The organism is Bacteroides sp. ET71, assembly GCF_023336905.1.
Lineage (GTDB): Bacteria > Bacteroidota > Bacteroidia > Bacteroidales > Bacteroidaceae > Bacteroides.
In genome coordinates, this window is the sequence record NZ_JAMBLS010000032.1 from 1 (window position 1) to 18,346 (window position 18,346).

An 18,346-nucleotide genomic window follows, 5' to 3' on the forward strand; every position below is an offset into this window, starting at 1 on the left:
ATACTGATGATTCCCGAAATTCGCGTGCCGAAGAATTATTATTTCAAGCATGGGACGTGGCAGGGTATCATGGACAGGCTGGAGCCGATTTTTATCCTCGTACAGCTCGTGAAACGGAGGAGATGGATCGTCTTTTGAAGCAAGCAGAGGCAGCAGTGGAAGATACGAGTGACAGTGAATTGATGGAAGCACTTTATGAAACTCGTGGTGTGGTGGATTGGTCTCGTCAACGTCATTGGACCTTTGCGTGGTGGGTCGTTATCTGCGTGGCGATAATGGGAGTTTATTATTTGTTCTCGGTCGGGGGGGACGAAGATTTAGTGAAACAACGTCAGGCGATGAGCGACGAACAAGTGCGCCAGGAATTGGATGAATATATTGCCAATTTGCAAAAGAATAGCGCTCAATATCAGGATACATTGGCCTGTGACACTATTTCGCAAAAAAAACGTGAACGTTACGAAGAATATTTGAAGAGTAATGAGGAGCGCTTAGAGGAACTGCAAGCGTATGATGTGGCAGGATACCGTGAACACCTGGTGGATATGGCAAAAGCACGTGCTTCAGATACCCGTTGGGCAGGCATCTGGTGCTTTATCTGGATTGCCCTTTATATCTTTGCTTGTCGGCCTAAGGGGTACATGATTACAAAGAGGCGTCGTGAGACTGCGGTGGCCAGTGGGGCTAAGAAAGTGCTGTTTGCCATAGCTGGTGCTTTGGTTGGAGCGGCTGCCAGTTTGAAGGTGACTACTACTATTACTACCTGGAGCGATGGCTCGAAAACGAAAGAAGATGATTCAATGATAATCACCTTCATGCGTTTGGGCTTTATCGCTGTTGCCATTCTTATTGTGCTGTGGGCAGCACGCATCGTTATTGTTATTGCTACGCTGTTGGCTTTGTTGCGCAATTATGAATGGGGCAAGGTTATAGCCGACCCGAAAAAGGCAGTCCGGGAATTTAAATGATTCTTACAGGTTGTGCTGTATGCGCCTGATGCCTTCTTCGCTGTCTTCGTGGCTGCCAAAGGCTGTGAGGCGGATAAATCCTTCACCGCTGGGGCCAAAACCAACACCCGGAGTGCTTACGACATTGGCTTCATAAAGCATTTGGCTGAAGAATCTCCAAGAGCTTATGCCATCGGGCGTTTTCACCCATAGATAAGGGGCATTGATGCCTCCGTAGACAGTAAGTCCGGAGGCTTCAAGCCCTTTTTTCATCATCCGGGCATTGTCCATGTAATATTCAATGTTGGCTCTTGTCTGTTGTTTGCCTTCGGGTGTGTAGATGGCTTCTGCCGCCCGTTGTGTGATATAGCTGGTCCCGTTGAACTTGGTGCATTGCCGGCGGTTCCATAAGGGGTTAAGGGCAATGCGTTCCCCTGTCAGTGTGGTGGCGGTTAGTTCTTTGGGCACAATGGTGTAGCCACAGCGCATGCCGGTGAAACCTGCCGTCTTTGAGTAGCTGCGTATTTCGATGGCTACTTTCTTGGCACCTCGTATTTCGTAGATGGAGTGTGGCACGTTTTCTTCATGGATATAGGCTTCGTATGCTGCATCGAAAATCAAAAGTGTATCGTTTTCCAATGCGTAGTCGACCCATTTCTTTAGTTGTTCATGCGTCAATGTCGTGCCGGTCGGGTTGTTGGGATAGCAGAGGTAGATAAGGTCTACGCGGTGGTCGGGCAATGCCGGTTCGAAATGGTTTTCGGCGGTGCAGGGCAAGTAGGTGACGTTGCTCCATTTCCCGTCTTCCCCCAATATCCCGGAGCGTCCGCACATGATGTTGCTGTCTACGTAGACCGGATAAACCGGGTCGGTGATGGCCATGCTGTTGTCCCAGCGTAGCAGTTCGCCGATGTTTCCAGTATCGCTTTTCGCTCCGTCGCTGATAAAGATTTCCGAAGGGGTCAGGCGGATTCCGTGCGGGGCATAGTCGTTTTTGATGATGGCTTCGATGAGGAAGTCATAGCCTTGTTCCGGGCCATAGCCATGGAAGGTGCGGCTGTTGGCCATTTCGTCTGCTGCCTTGTGTATGGCTTCGATGCAGGCTGGTGGCAAAGGGCGTGTGACATCGCCGATTCCCAGGCTGATGAGGTTTTGTTTGGGATGTGTGGCCCGGAAGGCGTTTACTTTCTTGGCTATCTCTGAGAACAGGTAGCTGCCGCGCAATTTGAGAAAATGTTCGTTTACTAAAGCCATGTTATATGTCGTTTTTTAGATTCATGAATATTCATCAGTATAAAGCCGCTGTCTTTCCGGTGCTTTGATGTTGCCAGGCTGCCGGAGGAATGTAACATCATGTACGGCGTTGATTAGGCATCATGCACGATGATGGTAGGAATCATGTACGATGATGGTAGGCATCATGTACGATGATGATAGGCATCATGTACGATGATGCTATCCTTATCCCGGCCTTGAAGTGACTATGGTGCGGGAGTGGAAGGCCATCTTGGCCGGTTGTGTGCAGCTATTCATCTGGAGCGATACATTATATTGTTTTATGGTCATCGGTTTCAGTCCTTAATTTCTATTTCCCCGTCAAATACTTTTGTGGCTTCTCCGGTCATTAATACATGGTCGGTCGTGGTGTCCCATTCGATTTGAAGGCATCCTCCGTCCATGTGTATGTTTGAATGGCGCCCGGCACGTTGGGTAAGGCAGGCTGCCACGGCAGTGGCGCAAGCTCCGGTGCCGCAAGCCTGGGTAATGCCTGAGCCCCGTTCCCAAACACGCATCCGGATGTCGCCGTCTGACAATACTTGGGCAAATTCTACGTTCGTACGTTCCGGAAACCAAGGGTGATGTTCCAATAACGGGCCTATGGTTGGCAAGTCTATCTGGCTAATGTCGTTGGTGAAGATGACCAGATGCGGATTTCCCATGGAAACACTGGTGGCGTAAAATGTCCTTCCTCCGGCAGTGATAGGTTGTTCACGTAAATCCCGCACTCCGGTGGCAGGTGTACCCATGTCGACAGTGACAGCACTTACTTTCCCATTTTGAATATGTAATTGGAGTTGCTTGATGCCCGACAACGTTTCGAGTGTGAGGTGGGTCTTTGTAGTCAATCCGTATTCATAGACATATTTCCCGATGCAGCGTGAGGCATTGCCGCACATGCGGGCCTCTGAACCATCTGCGTTGAATATGCGCATTTGGAAGTCTGCTTTATCTGATGCCCCGATAAGTACCAGTCCGTCGCTGCCAATGCCTGTGTGGGCAGGGCTCCACCGCCTGGCCAAGAGCTCGGGATGATGAATGGGGTAGCGCGTGGTATCGACATAAATATAATCATTCCCCGCACCATGCATCTTTGTAAAATGAATAATATTGGACATTATGCTCTATTTTATTCTTTATTTATGTCTTTTTGACCTATTGTCGTGCAAATGTATGGCATTTTGTTTAGAAGGGAATGAAGAAGGGAACTTTTTTCTATATTTTTTTTGATTTATAACGATTGTGCGGATTATCCTTTTGTTTTGTTTTAATTTATAAGTGCATTTGTGCGTTTTCTGATTGATTTGATACATTAAAGGCGCTTCACTGTTTCTCAATGAAGCGCCTTCGGTTGTCAATGTTTTTGTTAACCTGTCCGTTCTTACATTTTCAGTTCTTGCTGCAAGAGGACGGGTTCGTTGGTTGTGATGAAATCAACTTTGTGCTCAATCAGCCATTGCATGTTTTTGGCATCATTTACAGTCCATGCATTGACTTTCATGCCAAGTTTGTGGCATTGCTCAATCCATTCGGGGTTCTTTTGGAAAACACTGAAATGATAGTCCGGACCTGCACATCCCCAGCTTTTCAGCTCTTGAGGCGTGGCATCACCTGATAAATAGTAGACCGGTGTGCCTTTGGGAGCCAAGCGGATGAACTCTTTGGTAGCATGTTTGGAGAAAGAAATATATTCCACACGATTTTCCAGGTTGAAGTCTTTTATCATGCGTACAATGCCTTCAATGGCCTTCGTCTCTTGTTCCGGCGTACGGTGCGGTTTTAGTTCAAGAATAAGACGGGTTGTCAATTGTTGTCCCCTGCTGAGGTATTGTTCAAGAGTAGGCAGTTGCTCGCCATTGTTTAAGCGGACCGCAGTACAGACAGCAGCAGTTGCGTCTTGTATGGTAACTCCTTTGAATGTCTCATCGTGGTTTACCACAAGCTGTCCATCAGTAGTAATCCATACATCAAATTCTGAACCATAACAATGGATTGAGTCAGCCTTCACTAATGCAGTAATGGAATTTTGAGCAGAACCAGATGTCTTCCAGAAACCACGATGGGCGATAACTTTAGTTTGTTGAGCCTGTATATTGGCATAAGAAGCCAGCATCAGGGCGAATACCGATAGAATGTTTTTTAATTTCATGTTGTTGATTTTATATTACGGCTTCAAAATTACGATTATCAAGGATATGTGGCGTATGTCGAGGCATTACATTTATGTGAATTTTCAGAAGGAAGGTCTCTTGGGGTTTATTTTCAGATTACTTTATTTATTATGATGCAAAAAGACCTCCCGTTCAACGATGTAATTGTTGCAGCGGGAGGCCTTATTCTTAACTTATTGCCAATTCAACTCTTTTTGTTCCTATTGGCTCGTCTGCGTCGGATTTCTGCTTTCATTTTTGCTGCCCCCGATCCATGCAAGCCGGTGATATAAGTTTTCTTTTTGGCTTTTGTTTTGACTTTGGGCTCTTCTTTAGGACGTTCTTTCTTACCACGAAAAACAATCCCTCCCATCATTGCTTCTTCAATGCTCACTGTTTGGATGATTTAAATTCTGAAATAAGAAATGTTTTTGTTGCTGGACTATTGAAAGGCGATTGCTTTTACAATTTCTCCTACATACGTCCGTGGCATTCCTTCTGGTACTTCTGGTGAAGGCATTTTACGGCATTGCAGTTCTATGCTTGGTTGTGTGGCACCATTGGGATAGAAACGTACATTGTATTCTGAGGCTTTATCCAGTGCTGTATGAGGTTGTTCGGGTGAGAGTATGGTAAAGATTACTGCCTTCCCGTCTACCTCTCCCAGTGAGCCGCCTGAATTGGCAGTCATTATGGTCTGATTGAAAAGATCTGTTCCAATGACGATTACTAATTTCCCAGTGCCTACGGGTATCATGTCGGTAGTTAATTCTTCTGGCTTCAGTTCATGTTGTGTCGTTTGTTGTGGAACTGTTTTTTGTTCAGATGCAGTGGTTGACGGCAGTGCTTGTTGAACTGTTTGTACGGATTCCGGACTTAAAACTTCTCCTAGTTGATTGAAATATGTGTCTACGAAATCTATGGTTTTCCGCCGCCATTTGGCCAATCCTCGTACTAGTTTGGTTTTCGATTTGTTTAGGGCATACTTGTCTGTAATCCAATCTTCTGCTGTATATTTTTCTTCGCCTTCGCGATATTCATATCGAATTTTCTCGATACTGAAATTACAAACATTAGGTTGGCAGGTTACGGTCAGTTGATAAGTGATGAATGTCCGATCTAATGATAGGGCACTTTTCTTGAAGACAATCCACTCTTCTCCGATGCCTATAATTTGTCCTTTTTCTTTATTGGTGTATAATATGCGGCTGTTGTTTTCGTTCTTTTTCAGCCTTTGCTCCATCCATGCCAGTACACTGTCATAAATTTCATCTTGCGACATTCCTTTGAGGGAGTACTCATGGCTAAAAATTACTTTACCGTTTACTAAAGGGACTGCCCCTTCCAAGTAACGGGTATCGTTCTGTTCTTGAGCCATTGCAGTCAGACTAATGAAAAGACATATCAAGCCCGCTGCCATTTTTGTTAGATTGTTTACCATATGTAATTCTATGTTTTTTGATTAATAAGCTGCAATATTACGAAAATAGCTTCATAAAGCTTACATTGCTCTTGTTATTTTTTGGTAAAACAATGCCGCTCGCCTTTTGGAAATGTAGATAGAATTAAAAAATGTTATAGAGAGAACAATCTCTGCTTAATCTCGTTACTTTTGCAGCGTCATCAATTAAAACTGATAGATTTATGATCACAGAGAAATTACAGAAAGCAATCAATGACCAGATCACGGCTGAATTGTGGTCGGCCAATCTTTATCTTTCAATGTCCTTCTATATGGAAAAAGAAGGATTCAGTGGTATGGCATCTTGGCTGAGGAAACAATCTGCCGAGGAAAATGATCATGCTTGTCAAATGGCTTCTTATTTGATTAAGCGTGGTGGTACGGCCATGGTTGACAAGGTAGATGTGGTGCCTAATGAGTTTGGTACTCCGTTGGAGGTTTTCCAACAGGTTTATGAACATGAGTGCCGTGTGTCTAAGATGATTGACGATTTGACCGACATCGCTTCTGCTGAACGTGATAAGGCCACGCAGGATTTCTTGTGGGGATTTGTCCGCGAGCAAGTAGAGGAAGAAGCTACTGCTTCTGGCATCGTTGAGGTATTGAAGAAAGCCGGTGCAGCCGGGATGTATTACATCGACGATAAGTTGGGTGCGCGTAAGTGACATCCGGCTTTTCCTTTCACCTGAAAGGACATTGGCGTACTGAACCGCTCTCTTTATTGAAATTGTAAAGCCCTGGCTCTTTGTGGAGCTGGGGCTTTTATTTTATTTGTGTGTCCCTTTTTCACTTTCCCCCATAATTCGTTGCTGTCTCAGCATATGCCCCGTTGTGCCATTCTTTGCATGGCTTGTACACCACTGTCTTCTTATTAGATGTGTTAAGTTGGCGTTTAAGCGGTGTCGGCAGCTACGGGCAATGAAGGTATATGCTGAGGCATCGGCAAGTTAGGATGGGCAGGTTACTGAGATGTTCCTTACTTTTCTTTTGCTAGGGTGAATACAAATTCCAGCCCGCCGCCTTGATTGTTTTTGGCCGAGATGGTACCGCCGTGGATGAGCACAGCGTTTTTAACGATGGCCAGTCCGAGACCTGTGCCGCCCAACTTGCGTGAACGGCCCTTGTCAATGCGGTAGAAACGCTCGAACAACCGGTTCAGGTGTTCGGGGGCTACGCCTACGCCCGTATCTGCGAAACTGAAATAGTAATAGTTTTCGTCTTCGCGGAAGCATGAAATGTTGATGCGGATGTATGTACCTGCATAGGCTATGGCATTGTCCATCAAGTTGCGGAAGATGGAGTATAGCAGTGAATAGTTTCCTCTTAGCTGGATTTTGGGGCGCAGCGAATTGACTACGGTAATATGCTTTTCTTCCAGTTCCAGCGATACCTCGTTTACGATATTGGCTACCAGTACACTGATGTCTACCTTTTCCATATCTATCATGTTGGCTGCTTCGTCCATGCGTGTCAATACTGAGATGTCACGCAGTAAGCGGGTCAGGCGGTTGCTTTGGGCATAACAGCGTTCGAGGAAGAGCATCATTTTTTCGTGTGGCAGATTTTCGTTGCTCACAATGGTTTCCAGATAGCCTTGTATGCTGCTTACTGGCGTTTTTAGCTCGTGGGCGATGTTCTGCGTCAATTGTCTTTTCAGGCGTATTTGTTCTTCTTCCTGGCTGACGTCGTTGATGGAAATCTCAAAGCAGAGGTCTTGGAAGATGATACATTCGACGATGAATACCCGGCCGTTTTTGTTGATATTGATGGACATGCGCTTTTCTTCGTTAGACGGGCGCTTGGGCATCTTGTCTATAAAGTCCGTGATACTCTTGAACTCGTTGATGGTGAAGATGTCTTCGGTCTCTTCCAGGTTGGAGTCGGAGATGAGGTTGCTGTACTGAGTGAACAGGTTGTTCACCAGTATTTCTTTTTTATCTTTGGTAAAGACTCCTAGGCCTTCACGCGAGGTTTGCAGATGTGTGATTAGTTTTTCGCGCTCGATGTATAAGGCTTCTTTGGTTTCTCTTAGCCGTTTGTAGATTTTCACGATATGTTCGGATATTTCTCCTAATTCGTTGTGAGGAAATTCGGAGTCCATGTCGATGGGCTCGTTCTTGTCGGCTCTTTTGGCAAATTCGCGTAATTGGTTGATGGCTTTTCCCAAGCGAGCAGTGAAACGGTAGAAGAAGAATGCCAACAGCAGGGTAATGGTTATGGTGAACCAAATGTAATGAGGGTCGGCCGAAAGATGGTTCAGGAGGTTCAGGTTGTAGGGAAGGGCCGAGCGTATAATGAACTTGTCGTAGAGGGTAGCGGAATAGAAGTAGGGCACTCCCATGGTTTCCGACAAGCGCCGCACGTCATATCCTTTGCCGTCTTTCAGTGTTTTTTGTATTTCTGGGCGCCCGATGTGGTTTTTCATTTGCAGGCTGTCTCCAAAGTTGTCATACAGCACCTTGCCTTGCAGGTCTATGATGGTGATCCGCAAGTCTTTGTTGACGTAGCGTGCGATGTACTTGTCCAGGGCTTGTTTCCATGTAGTTTCGTTTTGGTTTCGCAGTTCCATGTACAAGCGTTCGTTGTAGTCCTGCAGTTGCATGTCCAGTAGTTCTACTTTGTATTCTTTTTCACGCTGATATTGGTAGGCAATGAAACACAGGGCAAATACGATGAACAGCGAGATGACCAGTAGGAACAGTTTCCAACTGAACGAGATGCGGTGGCTGTGTTTATTCGGCTTCAAAGCAGTATCCATATCCTAAGCGGGTTACAATGCACTTGCCGTATGCGCCTATTTTCTTGCGCAGGCGGGTTATGTTTACGTCAATGGTACGGTCTAATACATATACTTCGTCACTCCAGATGCGGTGCAGGATGTCTTCGCGGGAGAAAACGCGCCCTTTGTTTTGCAGTAGGAGCAGGAGTATCTCGAACTCTTTCTTGGTCAATGGAGCCTCTTCGCCGTCGATGCTGACTTTTTTCTTCACGATGTCCAATACCAGGGTTTTGTAGGTCAGTTGCTCGGGCACTTCGGATACTTCTTCTTGCTTGGTGCGGCGCAACACTGCCTTGACACGGGCCGTGACTTCTCGCAGGGAGAAGGGCTTGGAGATGTAGTCGTCGGCTCCCAGATTGAATCCGGTGATGGTGTCGTTTTCGGTGTCCTTGGCTGTGATGAAGATGATGGGGATGTTGGCGGTTTTGCGGTCTTTCTTCAGAATGTTGGCCATTTTGAATCCCGAGATTTCTCCCATCATGACATCCAGCAACAGCAGGTCGTAGCTGCTGATGTCCATTTTCAAAGCTTCTTCGGCCGAATTGGCGGTATCGATTTCGTATCCTTCGTTTTCCAGATTGAACTTCAAGATTTCGCACAAATCTTCTTCGTCGTCTACTACTAAAATTTTATAATTGCTCATCGTCGCATGTAAATTAAATGGTGTGAGACTCTTCTTTGCAACGCAAAGGTAAGTGTTATTTCTTTTGCACGACAAAAGTGCGATACTTTTGTTACGTCAAGATGAAACAGAGGTTACATTTGTGTTACAAAATGCGGGAAGAGGGAGGTCTTGTAATCGCTGTGGCTTGTGTTCGGACGAGGCGTGGCTCGTGTTCGGAAGGAAGACGGCTTGTGTTCGGAAAGAGTGGCGTGTGTTGCCGACAGGAGGACGGATACTTTTCTTTCGATTGTTTTTCAGGTGAAATGGGCGGGCTATTCGGAAAAAATAATAACTTTGCATCCGGCTTTATCAGATTAAAACCTTATGGGCATGAAGATGGAAAAAGACAAAAGATATATTTCGCCGGGAGGCTGGTTCAGCCTGTCTTATCCGGCTGCATGGAGTGAATTTGAGGATGGCGAAGATTCCTTTCTGTTTTATAATCCTGATGTTTGGACAGGCAATTTCCGTATATCGGCCTACCGTGGCGAAGGGGCTTATGCGGACGAATGTCTTTTCCGTGAATTGAAGGAGAATCCGCAGGCTCGGAAAGTGCAGGTCGGCACCTTGCCTTGTGCTTACAGTACCGAAGATTTTGAAGAAGATGGCGAAGCTTACACGACTCATTTTTGGGTGACTGGCCGGAAGGACGTTTCGTTCGAATGTTCGTTTACGGTGAAGAAAGGTGGAGCTGTGGACGAAGCGGAGCGCATTATCCGCTCGTTGGAGGTGCGCGATGCGAATGTGAAGTATCTGCCGGAATTAATACCCGTTCGCCTGTTGGAGATATACCGAATCAACGAAGCCTATGAATGGCTCTCGGGCAAGGTGAAAGATGTGTTGAAAAAAGATTTCCAGGGAGAGGAGAGTGACATTGACTCGATGCAGCAGTTGATAGACAAAGCTCTTTTCGCACCGAAGAAGCGGGATGCCTGGCTCTCCATCGGCATTGTCTTATGCGTTATCCTGGCCAATGAGGTGGACGGCATGGAATGGCGCACATTGGTGGATGGCAACCGCGAGGCTCCCGTATTGTTGCAAGTGGACACCGGCGTGGTGATTGACCCTATGAAGTTGGTATGGAGCAAAGTCCGAGTCCAAGAAGAGATTCATTTGGCTGCCATCTATGAAGATGCCTGGCATCAGTTGGAACATTAATATTCATTTGAAAAAAAGACGAACGTGACCCCGATATTGCAAGTTGAGAATCTCACCAAATCTTTCGGTGACTTAGTATTGTATGAGAACATTTCTTTTGGCTTGTCCGAAGGGCAGCGGGTAGGGCTCATTGCCAAAAACGGCAGTGGGAAATCTACCTTGCTGAATATCCTGGCCGGACACGAGGCTTACGACAGCGGTACCATCACTTTCCGTAAAGACGTCAAGGTGGGTTATCTGGAACAGAGCCCCCATTATCCGGCAGGCATGACAGTGCTGGAAGCCTGCCATTATCATGCCAATCGGGCCGGTATCGTACACCACCGCGTGGCAGATTATGAGCTGGAAGCCAAACAAGTGCTTACACAGTTGCATATCTACGATTTGAACCAGCCCATCAATCAATTGTCGGGCGGACAACTCAAACGGGTGGCCTTGGCAAACGCCTTGCTCATGGAACCAGACTTGCTTATTCTGGACGAACCGACCAACCATCTGGATCTTGATATGGTGGAATGGCTGGAAGATTACCTGCGTCGCACGTCGCTGACTCTGCTGATGGTGACACATGACCGCTACTTCCTCGACCGCGTATGCTCGGAAATCATAGAAATCGACAATCGGAGCATTTACCGTTACAAAGGCAATTACAGCTATTACCTGAGTAAAAGGCAAGAACGTCTGGATGCGAAAGCAGCCGAGGTGGCTCGTGCTAACAACCTGTATCGCACCGAGCTGGAATGGATGCGTCGCATGCCCCAGGCGCGTGGGCACAAAGCACGTTATCGTGAAGAAGCTTTCTATGAACTGGAGAAAGTGGCCAAGCAACGCTTTAATGACAGTGGGGTACGCCTGGATGTACAGGCCGGATACATCGGCAACAAGATTTTCGAAGCCCATCATCTCTGTAAAGCATTTGGAGATACGTGCATATTGCAAGACTTCAACTACATCTTTGCCCGCTACGAGAAAGTCGGCATCGTAGGCAATAATGGTGCCGGAAAATCGACCTTCATCAAGATACTGATGGGGTTGGAACAACCCGACAGCGGCCAGGTGGATGTGGGGGAGACGGTCCGTTTCGGTTATTATTCGCAAGAAGGCTTGCAGTTTGACGAGCAGATGAAAGTGATAGACGTGGTGCGGGACATAGCGGAAGTCATCGATTTGGGAAATGGCCAAAAATTGACCGCTTCGCAGTTCCTGCAACACTTCCTTTTCAGTCCCGAGCAGCAATACAGCTATGTCTACAAACTAAGTGGTGGCGAGCGCCGGCGTCTCTATCTCTGTACAGTCCTGATGCGCAACCCCAATTTCCTGGTCTTGGACGAACCTACCAACGACCTGGACATCATGACTCTCAACATCCTGGAAGAATACCTGCAAGGGTTCCGAGGCTGTGTCATTGTGGTCAGTCACGACCGCTACTTTATGGATAAAGTTGTAGACCATCTTCTTGTCTTTAACGGACAAGGAGACATTCGGGACTTTCCGGGAAACTATACTCAGTATCGGGCATGGCGAGATGCCCGTGACCGCAACATGCGTGAGGAGCAGAAGCAAACCCTTAAGGCGAAGAAAGAACCTGAACGGCGGCGTCCAGAAAACCAGAAGCGGAAACTTTCCTACAAAGAACGTAGAGAATTGGAATCGCTCGAACAGGAGATAGAGATTATGGAACAGGAAAAAAAACAATTGGAGCAAGAACTTTGCAGTGGCACCCTTTCGGTGGCCGAGCTGACAGAGAAGTCTAAACGATTGCCGCTTTTGTCTCAAGAGATAGAAGACAAAACAATGAGATGGATGGAACTTAGTGAAGTGGAGGGCTTATGAATCAGACCAATTACCATAGTCATTGTACGTACTGCGACGGCAGGGCCGATATGGCAACATTTGCCCGTTGGGCACGTGCGAAAGGTTTTTCTGCTTACGGTTTTTCCAGCCATGCTCCTTTGCCTTTCCCCACAGCATGGACCATGGAATGGGATCGTATGGATGATTATTTGGCTGAGTTGAACCGTTTGAAACGACGTTATGAAGGAGCAGTCGAATTGTATGCAGCCTTGGAGATAGATTACCTGAATGATGAGTGGAACCCAGCATCAGAATGGTTTCAAGCATTGTCTTTGGACTATCGCATCGGTTCAGTGCATTTATTGTACGATGCCAAAGGAAATGTGGTGGACGGAGACTTGCCGGCTCCTAAGTTTGCCAAGATGGTTTTGCAACACTTTCAAGGAGACATAGAAGCTGTGGTGAAACAATATTTCGACCGTGCAAACCGGATGTTACAGTTAGGTGGCTTCCAAATATTGGGACATGCCGACAAAGTTCATTATAATGCAGAATGGTATTCTCCACATATCGTAGAGCAGCAATGGTACGTCGACATGGTACAGGCTCATCTTGCAGAGGCTGTGAGACAAGGTTATTTTATAGAAATTAACACAAAAGCTTATGACGATTTGGGCGTGTTCTATCCCGATAAGCACTATTTCTCTTTCTTACATGCTTTAGGGGCACGGGTAGTGGTGAATAGCGATGCACATTATCCCGATCGTATTGAGTCAGGACGGACGTCTGCCTTACAAGCTTTATCGCGGGCAGGCTTTTCCCATGTGGCTGAATTGCATAACGGAAAATGGAGCGATGTACCTATCGCTCCATTTGTTTCGGTTCTACTTTAGTAGATATTCTTCAATAAGCTGCGCATATTCGCTTTGAGGGGAGAGCCCCAATATGCTTTTCGGTTCTCCTTCCATGGGGATGAATATGACCAATGGGATACTGCTGACTTGGAAAAAGGTTGCCAATTCTTTTTCTTGATCTACATTGACCTTGTAAAAGTCTACTTTCCCAGCATATTGTTTAGCCAATTCTCGTAGGATAGGGGCCACGCGGCGGCAAGGACCACACCAGTCTGCATATAAGTCGATGACTGCGGGTTTATCTCCTCTATATGTGGGCGATGGGGTTACTTCGTAGTTATATACTTTCTCCAGAAAAAGGCTTTTGTCCATTTGTACTACTTCCTGAGCAGATAGGCTTAAGCCAATCAAAGTGAAAGCAATAAGCAGGATGTTGTGTTTCATACTTTGTTTATTTTATAATGTCAAGTTCTTTAATGATATGTTGTGCATTTGCATATTTGTCTATAATAAATAGAGTGTAGCGTATGTCTACACACAATGCCCGTTGTAGAGTTGGGTGAAAAGCTATGTCCCCCGTCAGCCCTTCGTAGTTGCGGTCAAATCCGGTACCAATCAGTTCACCACGTGCATTGAAGACAGGGCTACCGCTATTGCCCCCTGTCTGGTCAGTATTGACTATGAAACAGACTGGCATATCTCCGTTGGGCAAGGCATAAGGCCCATAGTCTTTTGAGAGATATAGTTTTTTAAGTTTGTCTGGCACGACGAACTCCCAGTTCGTAGGGTCTTCTTTTTCCATTACTCCACGCAAAGTAGTATAATATTCATATACCTCACCGTCTTTGGGACTGTATGGCAAGATTTGCCCATAAGTTAATCTTAAGGTTAAATTGGCGTCGGGATATATCGGCAATCCTTTCGCTTGCCGCATGTCCATCATGCCTTTTACCCATACGCCGTGCGCATAGTTATAATTTTGGTTAGTGTCCATCATAGCTATGGCTGTTTGCAGTAATCCATCGGTGATGGAATATTTAAACAATACCATCCAGTCATTCTCTATTTTGTAGAGTGCCGGCTTTTCGATGAATTTGTCAAAGTTTGCTTTAGAACCGAATATGGAATGTTCGAAGCAAGCGTCTATAAAGTTGTCTGTACTGCCTTTAAAACGTTTTTCTATGGCTTTGAATATGCCAATGCGCTGTTCTACCGGGATATATTTACAATATTGCCGCATCATTTCTTTTGCTACTTTCCGTTCTACATCAGCGAAAGGTATGCTGGAGAAATAGCGTTCTGCAGCAATGCGCAGACTATCTGTTGCACGTTGAATATGGCGCTTATTCTTGTCTTTTAGTGCGGTGACTAATGCTGTGGTCGACGGGATACGCATGAATTCCATGCCTGTGACGAAAGCTTCTTGTAGGCATTGTTGATGGTAACGTGCATCGTGTCGTTGAGCCACTATATTTTCAATGGCACGATAAGCTGCGGCACACGTTGTATCGCCTTTTGCAGCTTCCCATTGCAACAGTTCTTGTTCTTGTGCGTGTTTAGTGTCGAATACATGCAGCGAAATAAGTCCTTCATTCATGCCTAAAGCATTCTTCCAAGCGTTGGCACTGCGGGCATAGATGGATGCATAGTGTATGCGTATGGCGTCGTTGCTTTGCATTTCTTTCATAAGCAATTTTTGGCGTGCATCGCGGATGTGTATTCGCATGAAGTTTGTGGTTTCCATCCGTTCGCGGACTTCATCACTGATCATGTAACGATAGGTTGTTCCTGGGAATCCCATGACAAATGCGAAGTCTCCTTCTGAGTATCCTTCGAGGCTGATGCGTAAATGTTTCTTGGGGCGTAATGGCATGTTGACGGTTGAGTAATCTGCAGGTTCTCCTGTAGGAGTGGCATAAATGCGGAACAAGCAGAAATCTCCTGTGTGTCGAGGCCACATCCAGTTGTCAGTATCTGCCCCGAACTTGCCGATGCTGGAAGGTGGGGCCAGTACCATCCGGATGTCGCGGTATATTTTCTTGACGAAAAGGTAATAGCGGTTTCCACCGTAAAAAGCTTTTAATTCTAGATCGCCTCCGCGTCCTAAGGCGATGCCTTCTTGTAGGGCAAATTGTTCGGCTAGTTTTTGTAGATATTTGGGAGACAAAGATTTGACCCCTTGCGGGTCTGATTCTTTTTGCAACTGTTCGCGGACGTATGATGTGATATCCAGGATGCGGTCTATGAATGTGACGCTCAATCCCGGGCAAGGCAGTTCTTCACGTTGTGTGCGGGCCACGAATCCTTTGGTCAAGTAGTCGTTGTTTACGTTACTGTGCTGTTGTATGTATGCATATCCACAGTGATGGTTAGTCAGTACAAGACCTTGTGAGGAAATTACTTCGCCGGTACATCCTTTTCCAAATTGCACTACGGCATCTTTAAGGCAGAGTGAATCGGTGTTGTAAATCGTTTCGACGGGTATTTGCAATCCGAGTGCCATCATTGCTGCTTCGTTCTGTGTCTTCAGGTCTGTGAGCATCCACATGCCTTCATCGGCTTTCGCAAGGGGGGAAGCTATGAAGAGCAGGATGGCAAATAGAATTTGTTTCATAAGAAAATGAATGTATTAAGTGTGAATATGGATTTGTTGTTTGTCGGCAAATATACAGTTTTATTTCAAAAGAAAGAAACGGAGAGCGAAAAATTACCTCGCGATGAAGGAGAGCCCCAATGAATATTATTTTCCTGCTTTTTACTGACTTTTTCCATTTGATGTAAAGCCTACAATTCTCTTATCTGGAATAAGACCAGTAGCGAAGGTGAAACGAAGGTGAAACGAAGGTGAAACGGAGGTGAAGCGAAGGTGAAACGAATGGATAACGGAAAGGTAACAGTAAGCAAAGGGGCGGACGATGGCAGGGGAGTGTCTTCTGTCCCGTCCGCCCCTGAGTCTGTGAGGGGGTAAATGCGGATTATATTATTCGATGATGGTCATTTCGTCAATCAAGTGCTTACAGCCACCCAGTTTGTCGAGAATGAAGAGCATGTAGCGGATGTCGAGGGCAATGCAGCGTTGCAGGTTGCTGTCGAAATTGATGTCGCCGCTCAATGATTCCCAGTTGCCGTCGAAAGCTGTGCCGATAAGGCGTCCTTCGCCATCAATGACGGGGCTGCCGGAGTTGCCGCCCGTGATGTCGTTGGTGGTCAGGAAGCAGACGGGCATGGTGCCATCGGCCATGGCATAGCGGCCAAAGTCTTTTTTCTGAATCAGCTCTTTCAGTTTGGCTGGTACTACAAATTCCGGATTCGTGGGATCTTCTTTTTCCAGGATGCCGTCAGTGGTAGTAAAATATTTGTAGCGTACGCCATCTTTGGGGCTGTATGATTTTACGTTGCCATAGGTCAGACGTATGGTGAAGTTCGCATCGGGATAAGAGGGGACGGGCAGCTTCATTTCGCTCAAGCCGCGGATGTAGGCTTTGTGCAAGAGACTGAGTTCGTCGGCGTGCTCGTTTAGTTTGGCGGCTGCTTCTTGCATCTTGGCCAGCTTGGTGCGGCTGTAGGCAGTGGCCATGTCTTTGTCAATGGCTTTCACTGTTGGCTTCTTCATGAATTTGTCGAAATTTTCTTGGCTCCCGAGGATGGATGTGTCGAACAGGTCGTCCACGTAGGCCGAGTAGTCGCCCTTATATTCCTTTTGGATGGTTTGGTAGAAAGCGGGCAGTTCTTCCGGCTTCAGGGCTTTGGCCAAGGCTGGTAGGATGGCTTTGGCTACGGCGCGGTCTACTTGTGGGTCGTAGTCTTTGTTGTAGATGTCTTGGAATACTTCTGTCAGTTGTTCCTTGGCTGCGTTTAGCAGAGAATCGTTTTTGCTTTCCAAGGCTTCTTTTATCTTGTCCATCACGGCAGGGGGGCAACCGAACTCGATAGCGCGGCTGAGGCCTTCGCCGAGGTATTCTAATTGGCGTAAGGATGGGGTCATGGCATCTACCAGGGCATCGATTTTCTCTACCACGCCTTCGTATTCAGGTTTGCCTTGGGCGAAAGTTGCGAATTTTTTCTCTTGTCCGGCCTTGGTATTCAGCACGTCGTTGTCTACGATAGCCTTGTTCATGCCGATGGAGTTTTTCCAGTAGTTGCTGCTTCCAGCAAATTTGTTGGCGTATTGGATGCGTGTTTTGTCGCTTTGTGCCATGTATTTCTTCAATACGTCCAGGTAGACGGTACGCATGTCAATCATGGCTTGGTTGACGGCGGTCATGCGTTGGCGCACTTCGCTCTGCGTCAAGTAGCGTTCGGTAGAGCCGGGGAAACCCATAATCATGGCGTAGTCGCCTTCGTCGAGTCCTTTGATGGAGATGGGCAGGAATTTGGGTGTCTTCAGGGGAACGTTGTCGGCGCTGTATTCGGCGGGTTCGCCGTTCTTGTCGGCATAGATGCGGAAGATGGAGAAGTCGCCCGTGTGGCGGGGCCACATCCAGTTGTCTGTCTCACCGCCGAATTTGCCTACGCTCGAGGGGGGGGCAGCTACCATGCGCACGTCGCTGTACACTTTATAATAGATAAGGTAGTACTTGTTGCCGGCATAGAAGGGCAAGGCTTGTGCCACGATGCCCGGTTTGCCGTTCGGGTCGCTTTTGGCCAATTCTTCCTGGGCCAGATTGCGTAAGAAGGGGGAGGTCATGGCGGTGTATTCGTCTACTTCACCGGATTTCACTTTGCTGTTTACCAGGTCTGTGATGTCGACGATGCGATGGACGAAGCGGAATTTCAGCCCCGGAGTAGGCAGCTCTTCGGCACGGCTCATGGCCCAGAATCCGTCTGTCAGATAGTCGTGTTCTACGCTGCTATGTTGTTGTATGGAAGCATATCCGCAGTGATGGTTGGTGAGTATAAGTCCTTCGGGGGAAATGATTTCGCCCGTGCATCCACCGCCAAAGATGCCAACGGCGTCTTTCAGCGACACGCCGTTAGGGGTGTACAGGTCATCGGCTTCCAGCTTCAGACCTTGTTTCTTCATCATGTCAATGGAGTTTTGCTGCTTCATCAGTTGGAGCAGCCACATGCCTTCGTCGGCTTGTGCCGACCAGGCTGTCAGAGCGGCAAACGCCGCCACGAGGTACTTCTTTACGTTCATAAATGCTCTTTTATGTTTTAAAATGAATGTCTGTTCATTGGGAGCACGCTTCTCCGTTGTCCGGAAGAGCCATCCTTCGTCAGCAGGAGGCGCGGCTCTCTGTCGGCAAAGAGCCGCGCC

Annotated in this window: 15 protein-coding genes; 5 read left to right on the forward strand and 10 right to left on the reverse strand. The window is 46.9% G+C overall.

Annotated elements, in window-relative coordinates; genetic code table 11:
* Nucleotides 1-968, forward strand: a 968-nt coding sequence (locus M3090_RS12955; protein WP_249056937.1) for a hypothetical protein, incomplete at its 5' end; no start/stop codon positions are given.
* Between the two features lie 3 nt (nucleotides 969-971).
* Here the strand turns inward: M3090_RS12955 and M3090_RS12960 are convergent.
* The 5 genes from M3090_RS12960 to M3090_RS12980 form a co-directional block, all read right to left on the reverse strand.
* Nucleotides 972-2,201 (reverse strand): LL-diaminopimelate aminotransferase, encoded by a 1,230-nt coding sequence (locus tag M3090_RS12960; protein ID WP_249056939.1) that lies wholly within the window; start codon nucleotides 2,199-2,201, stop codon nucleotides 972-974.
* Nucleotides 2,202-2,518: 317 nt separating this feature from the next.
* A complete protein-coding gene (dapF, locus tag M3090_RS12965) occupies nucleotides 2,519-3,343 on the reverse strand; it encodes a diaminopimelate epimerase (RefSeq protein WP_249056941.1) in 825 nt (274 codons plus the stop codon).
* 263 nt (nucleotides 3,344-3,606) lie between these two features.
* Nucleotides 3,607-4,374, reverse strand: coding sequence for a glycerophosphodiester phosphodiesterase family protein (locus M3090_RS12970; protein ID WP_249056943.1), 768 nt, complete (start codon nucleotides 4,372-4,374; stop codon nucleotides 3,607-3,609).
* Nucleotides 4,375-4,580: 206 nt separating this feature from the next.
* Complete coding sequence (locus M3090_RS12975; protein WP_249056945.1) at nucleotides 4,581-4,769, reverse strand: hypothetical protein; 189 nt, start codon at nucleotides 4,767-4,769, stop codon at nucleotides 4,581-4,583.
* 48 nt (nucleotides 4,770-4,817) lie between these two features.
* On the reverse strand, nucleotides 4,818-5,816 hold the full coding sequence (locus tag M3090_RS12980; RefSeq protein ID WP_410553259.1) for a DUF4468 domain-containing protein: 999 nt from the start codon (nucleotides 5,814-5,816) through the stop codon (nucleotides 4,818-4,820).
* Nucleotides 5,817-6,019: 203 nt separating this feature from the next.
* On the opposite strand from M3090_RS12980, the gene M3090_RS12985 reads away from it, so the two are divergent.
* The gene (locus tag M3090_RS12985; protein ID WP_249056948.1) at nucleotides 6,020-6,502 is read left to right on the forward strand and encodes a ferritin; all 483 of its coding nucleotides are present in this window, start codon (nucleotides 6,020-6,022) and stop codon (nucleotides 6,500-6,502) included.
* 311 nt (nucleotides 6,503-6,813) lie between these two features.
* On the opposite strand, the gene M3090_RS12990 is transcribed toward M3090_RS12985, so the two are convergent.
* Both M3090_RS12990 and M3090_RS12995 read right to left on the reverse strand, forming a co-directional pair.
* On the reverse strand, nucleotides 6,814-8,595 hold the full coding sequence (locus M3090_RS12990) for a sensor histidine kinase (RefSeq protein WP_249056950.1): 1,782 nt from the start codon (nucleotides 8,593-8,595) through the stop codon (nucleotides 6,814-6,816).
* A complete protein-coding gene (locus M3090_RS12995) occupies nucleotides 8,570-9,259 on the reverse strand; it encodes a response regulator transcription factor (RefSeq protein WP_249056952.1) in 690 nt (229 codons plus the stop codon). The genes M3090_RS12990 and M3090_RS12995 overlap by 26 nt, the downstream gene beginning before the upstream one ends.
* Nucleotides 9,260-9,616: 357 nt before the next feature.
* Here M3090_RS12995 and M3090_RS13000 point away from each other — a divergent pair, with 357 nt between their 5' ends.
* The 3 genes from M3090_RS13000 to M3090_RS13010 are packed head-to-tail and all read left to right on the forward strand — an operon-like array spanning nucleotide 9,617 to nucleotide 13,125.
* Nucleotides 9,617-10,438: a DUF3805 domain-containing protein gene (locus M3090_RS13000; RefSeq protein ID WP_249056988.1), complete on the forward strand. Its 822-nt coding sequence runs from the start codon at nucleotides 9,617-9,619 to the stop codon at nucleotides 10,436-10,438.
* A 24-nt stretch (nucleotides 10,439-10,462) separates the two neighbouring features.
* Nucleotides 10,463-12,271, forward strand: a complete 1,809-nt coding sequence (locus M3090_RS13005) for an ABC-F family ATP-binding cassette domain-containing protein (RefSeq protein ID WP_249056955.1) — start codon at nucleotides 10,463-10,465, stop codon at nucleotides 12,269-12,271.
* On the forward strand, nucleotides 12,268-13,125 hold the full coding sequence (locus tag M3090_RS13010) for a histidinol-phosphatase (protein WP_249056957.1): 858 nt from the start codon (nucleotides 12,268-12,270) through the stop codon (nucleotides 13,123-13,125). Before M3090_RS13005 ends, M3090_RS13010 begins: the two co-directional genes overlap by 4 nt.
* Here M3090_RS13010 and M3090_RS13015 read toward each other — a convergent pair.
* The 3 genes from M3090_RS13015 to M3090_RS13025 all read right to left on the reverse strand — a co-directional run bounded on the left by M3090_RS13015 (nucleotide 13,117) and on the right by M3090_RS13025 (nucleotide 18,226).
* The gene (locus M3090_RS13015) at nucleotides 13,117-13,530 is read right to left on the reverse strand and encodes a thioredoxin domain-containing protein (protein WP_249056958.1); all 414 of its coding nucleotides are present in this window, start codon (nucleotides 13,528-13,530) and stop codon (nucleotides 13,117-13,119) included. The two genes, M3090_RS13010 and M3090_RS13015, sit on opposite strands and share 9 nt — an antisense overlap.
* A gap of 7 nt (nucleotides 13,531-13,537) precedes the next feature.
* Nucleotides 13,538-15,700 (reverse strand): S46 family peptidase, encoded by a 2,163-nt coding sequence (locus M3090_RS13020; protein ID WP_249056960.1) that lies wholly within the window; start codon nucleotides 15,698-15,700, stop codon nucleotides 13,538-13,540.
* Between the two features lie 366 nt (nucleotides 15,701-16,066).
* A complete protein-coding gene (locus M3090_RS13025; protein ID WP_249056962.1) occupies nucleotides 16,067-18,226 on the reverse strand; it encodes a S46 family peptidase in 2,160 nt (719 codons plus the stop codon).
* Between the last annotated feature and the right edge of the window lie 120 nt (nucleotides 18,227-18,346).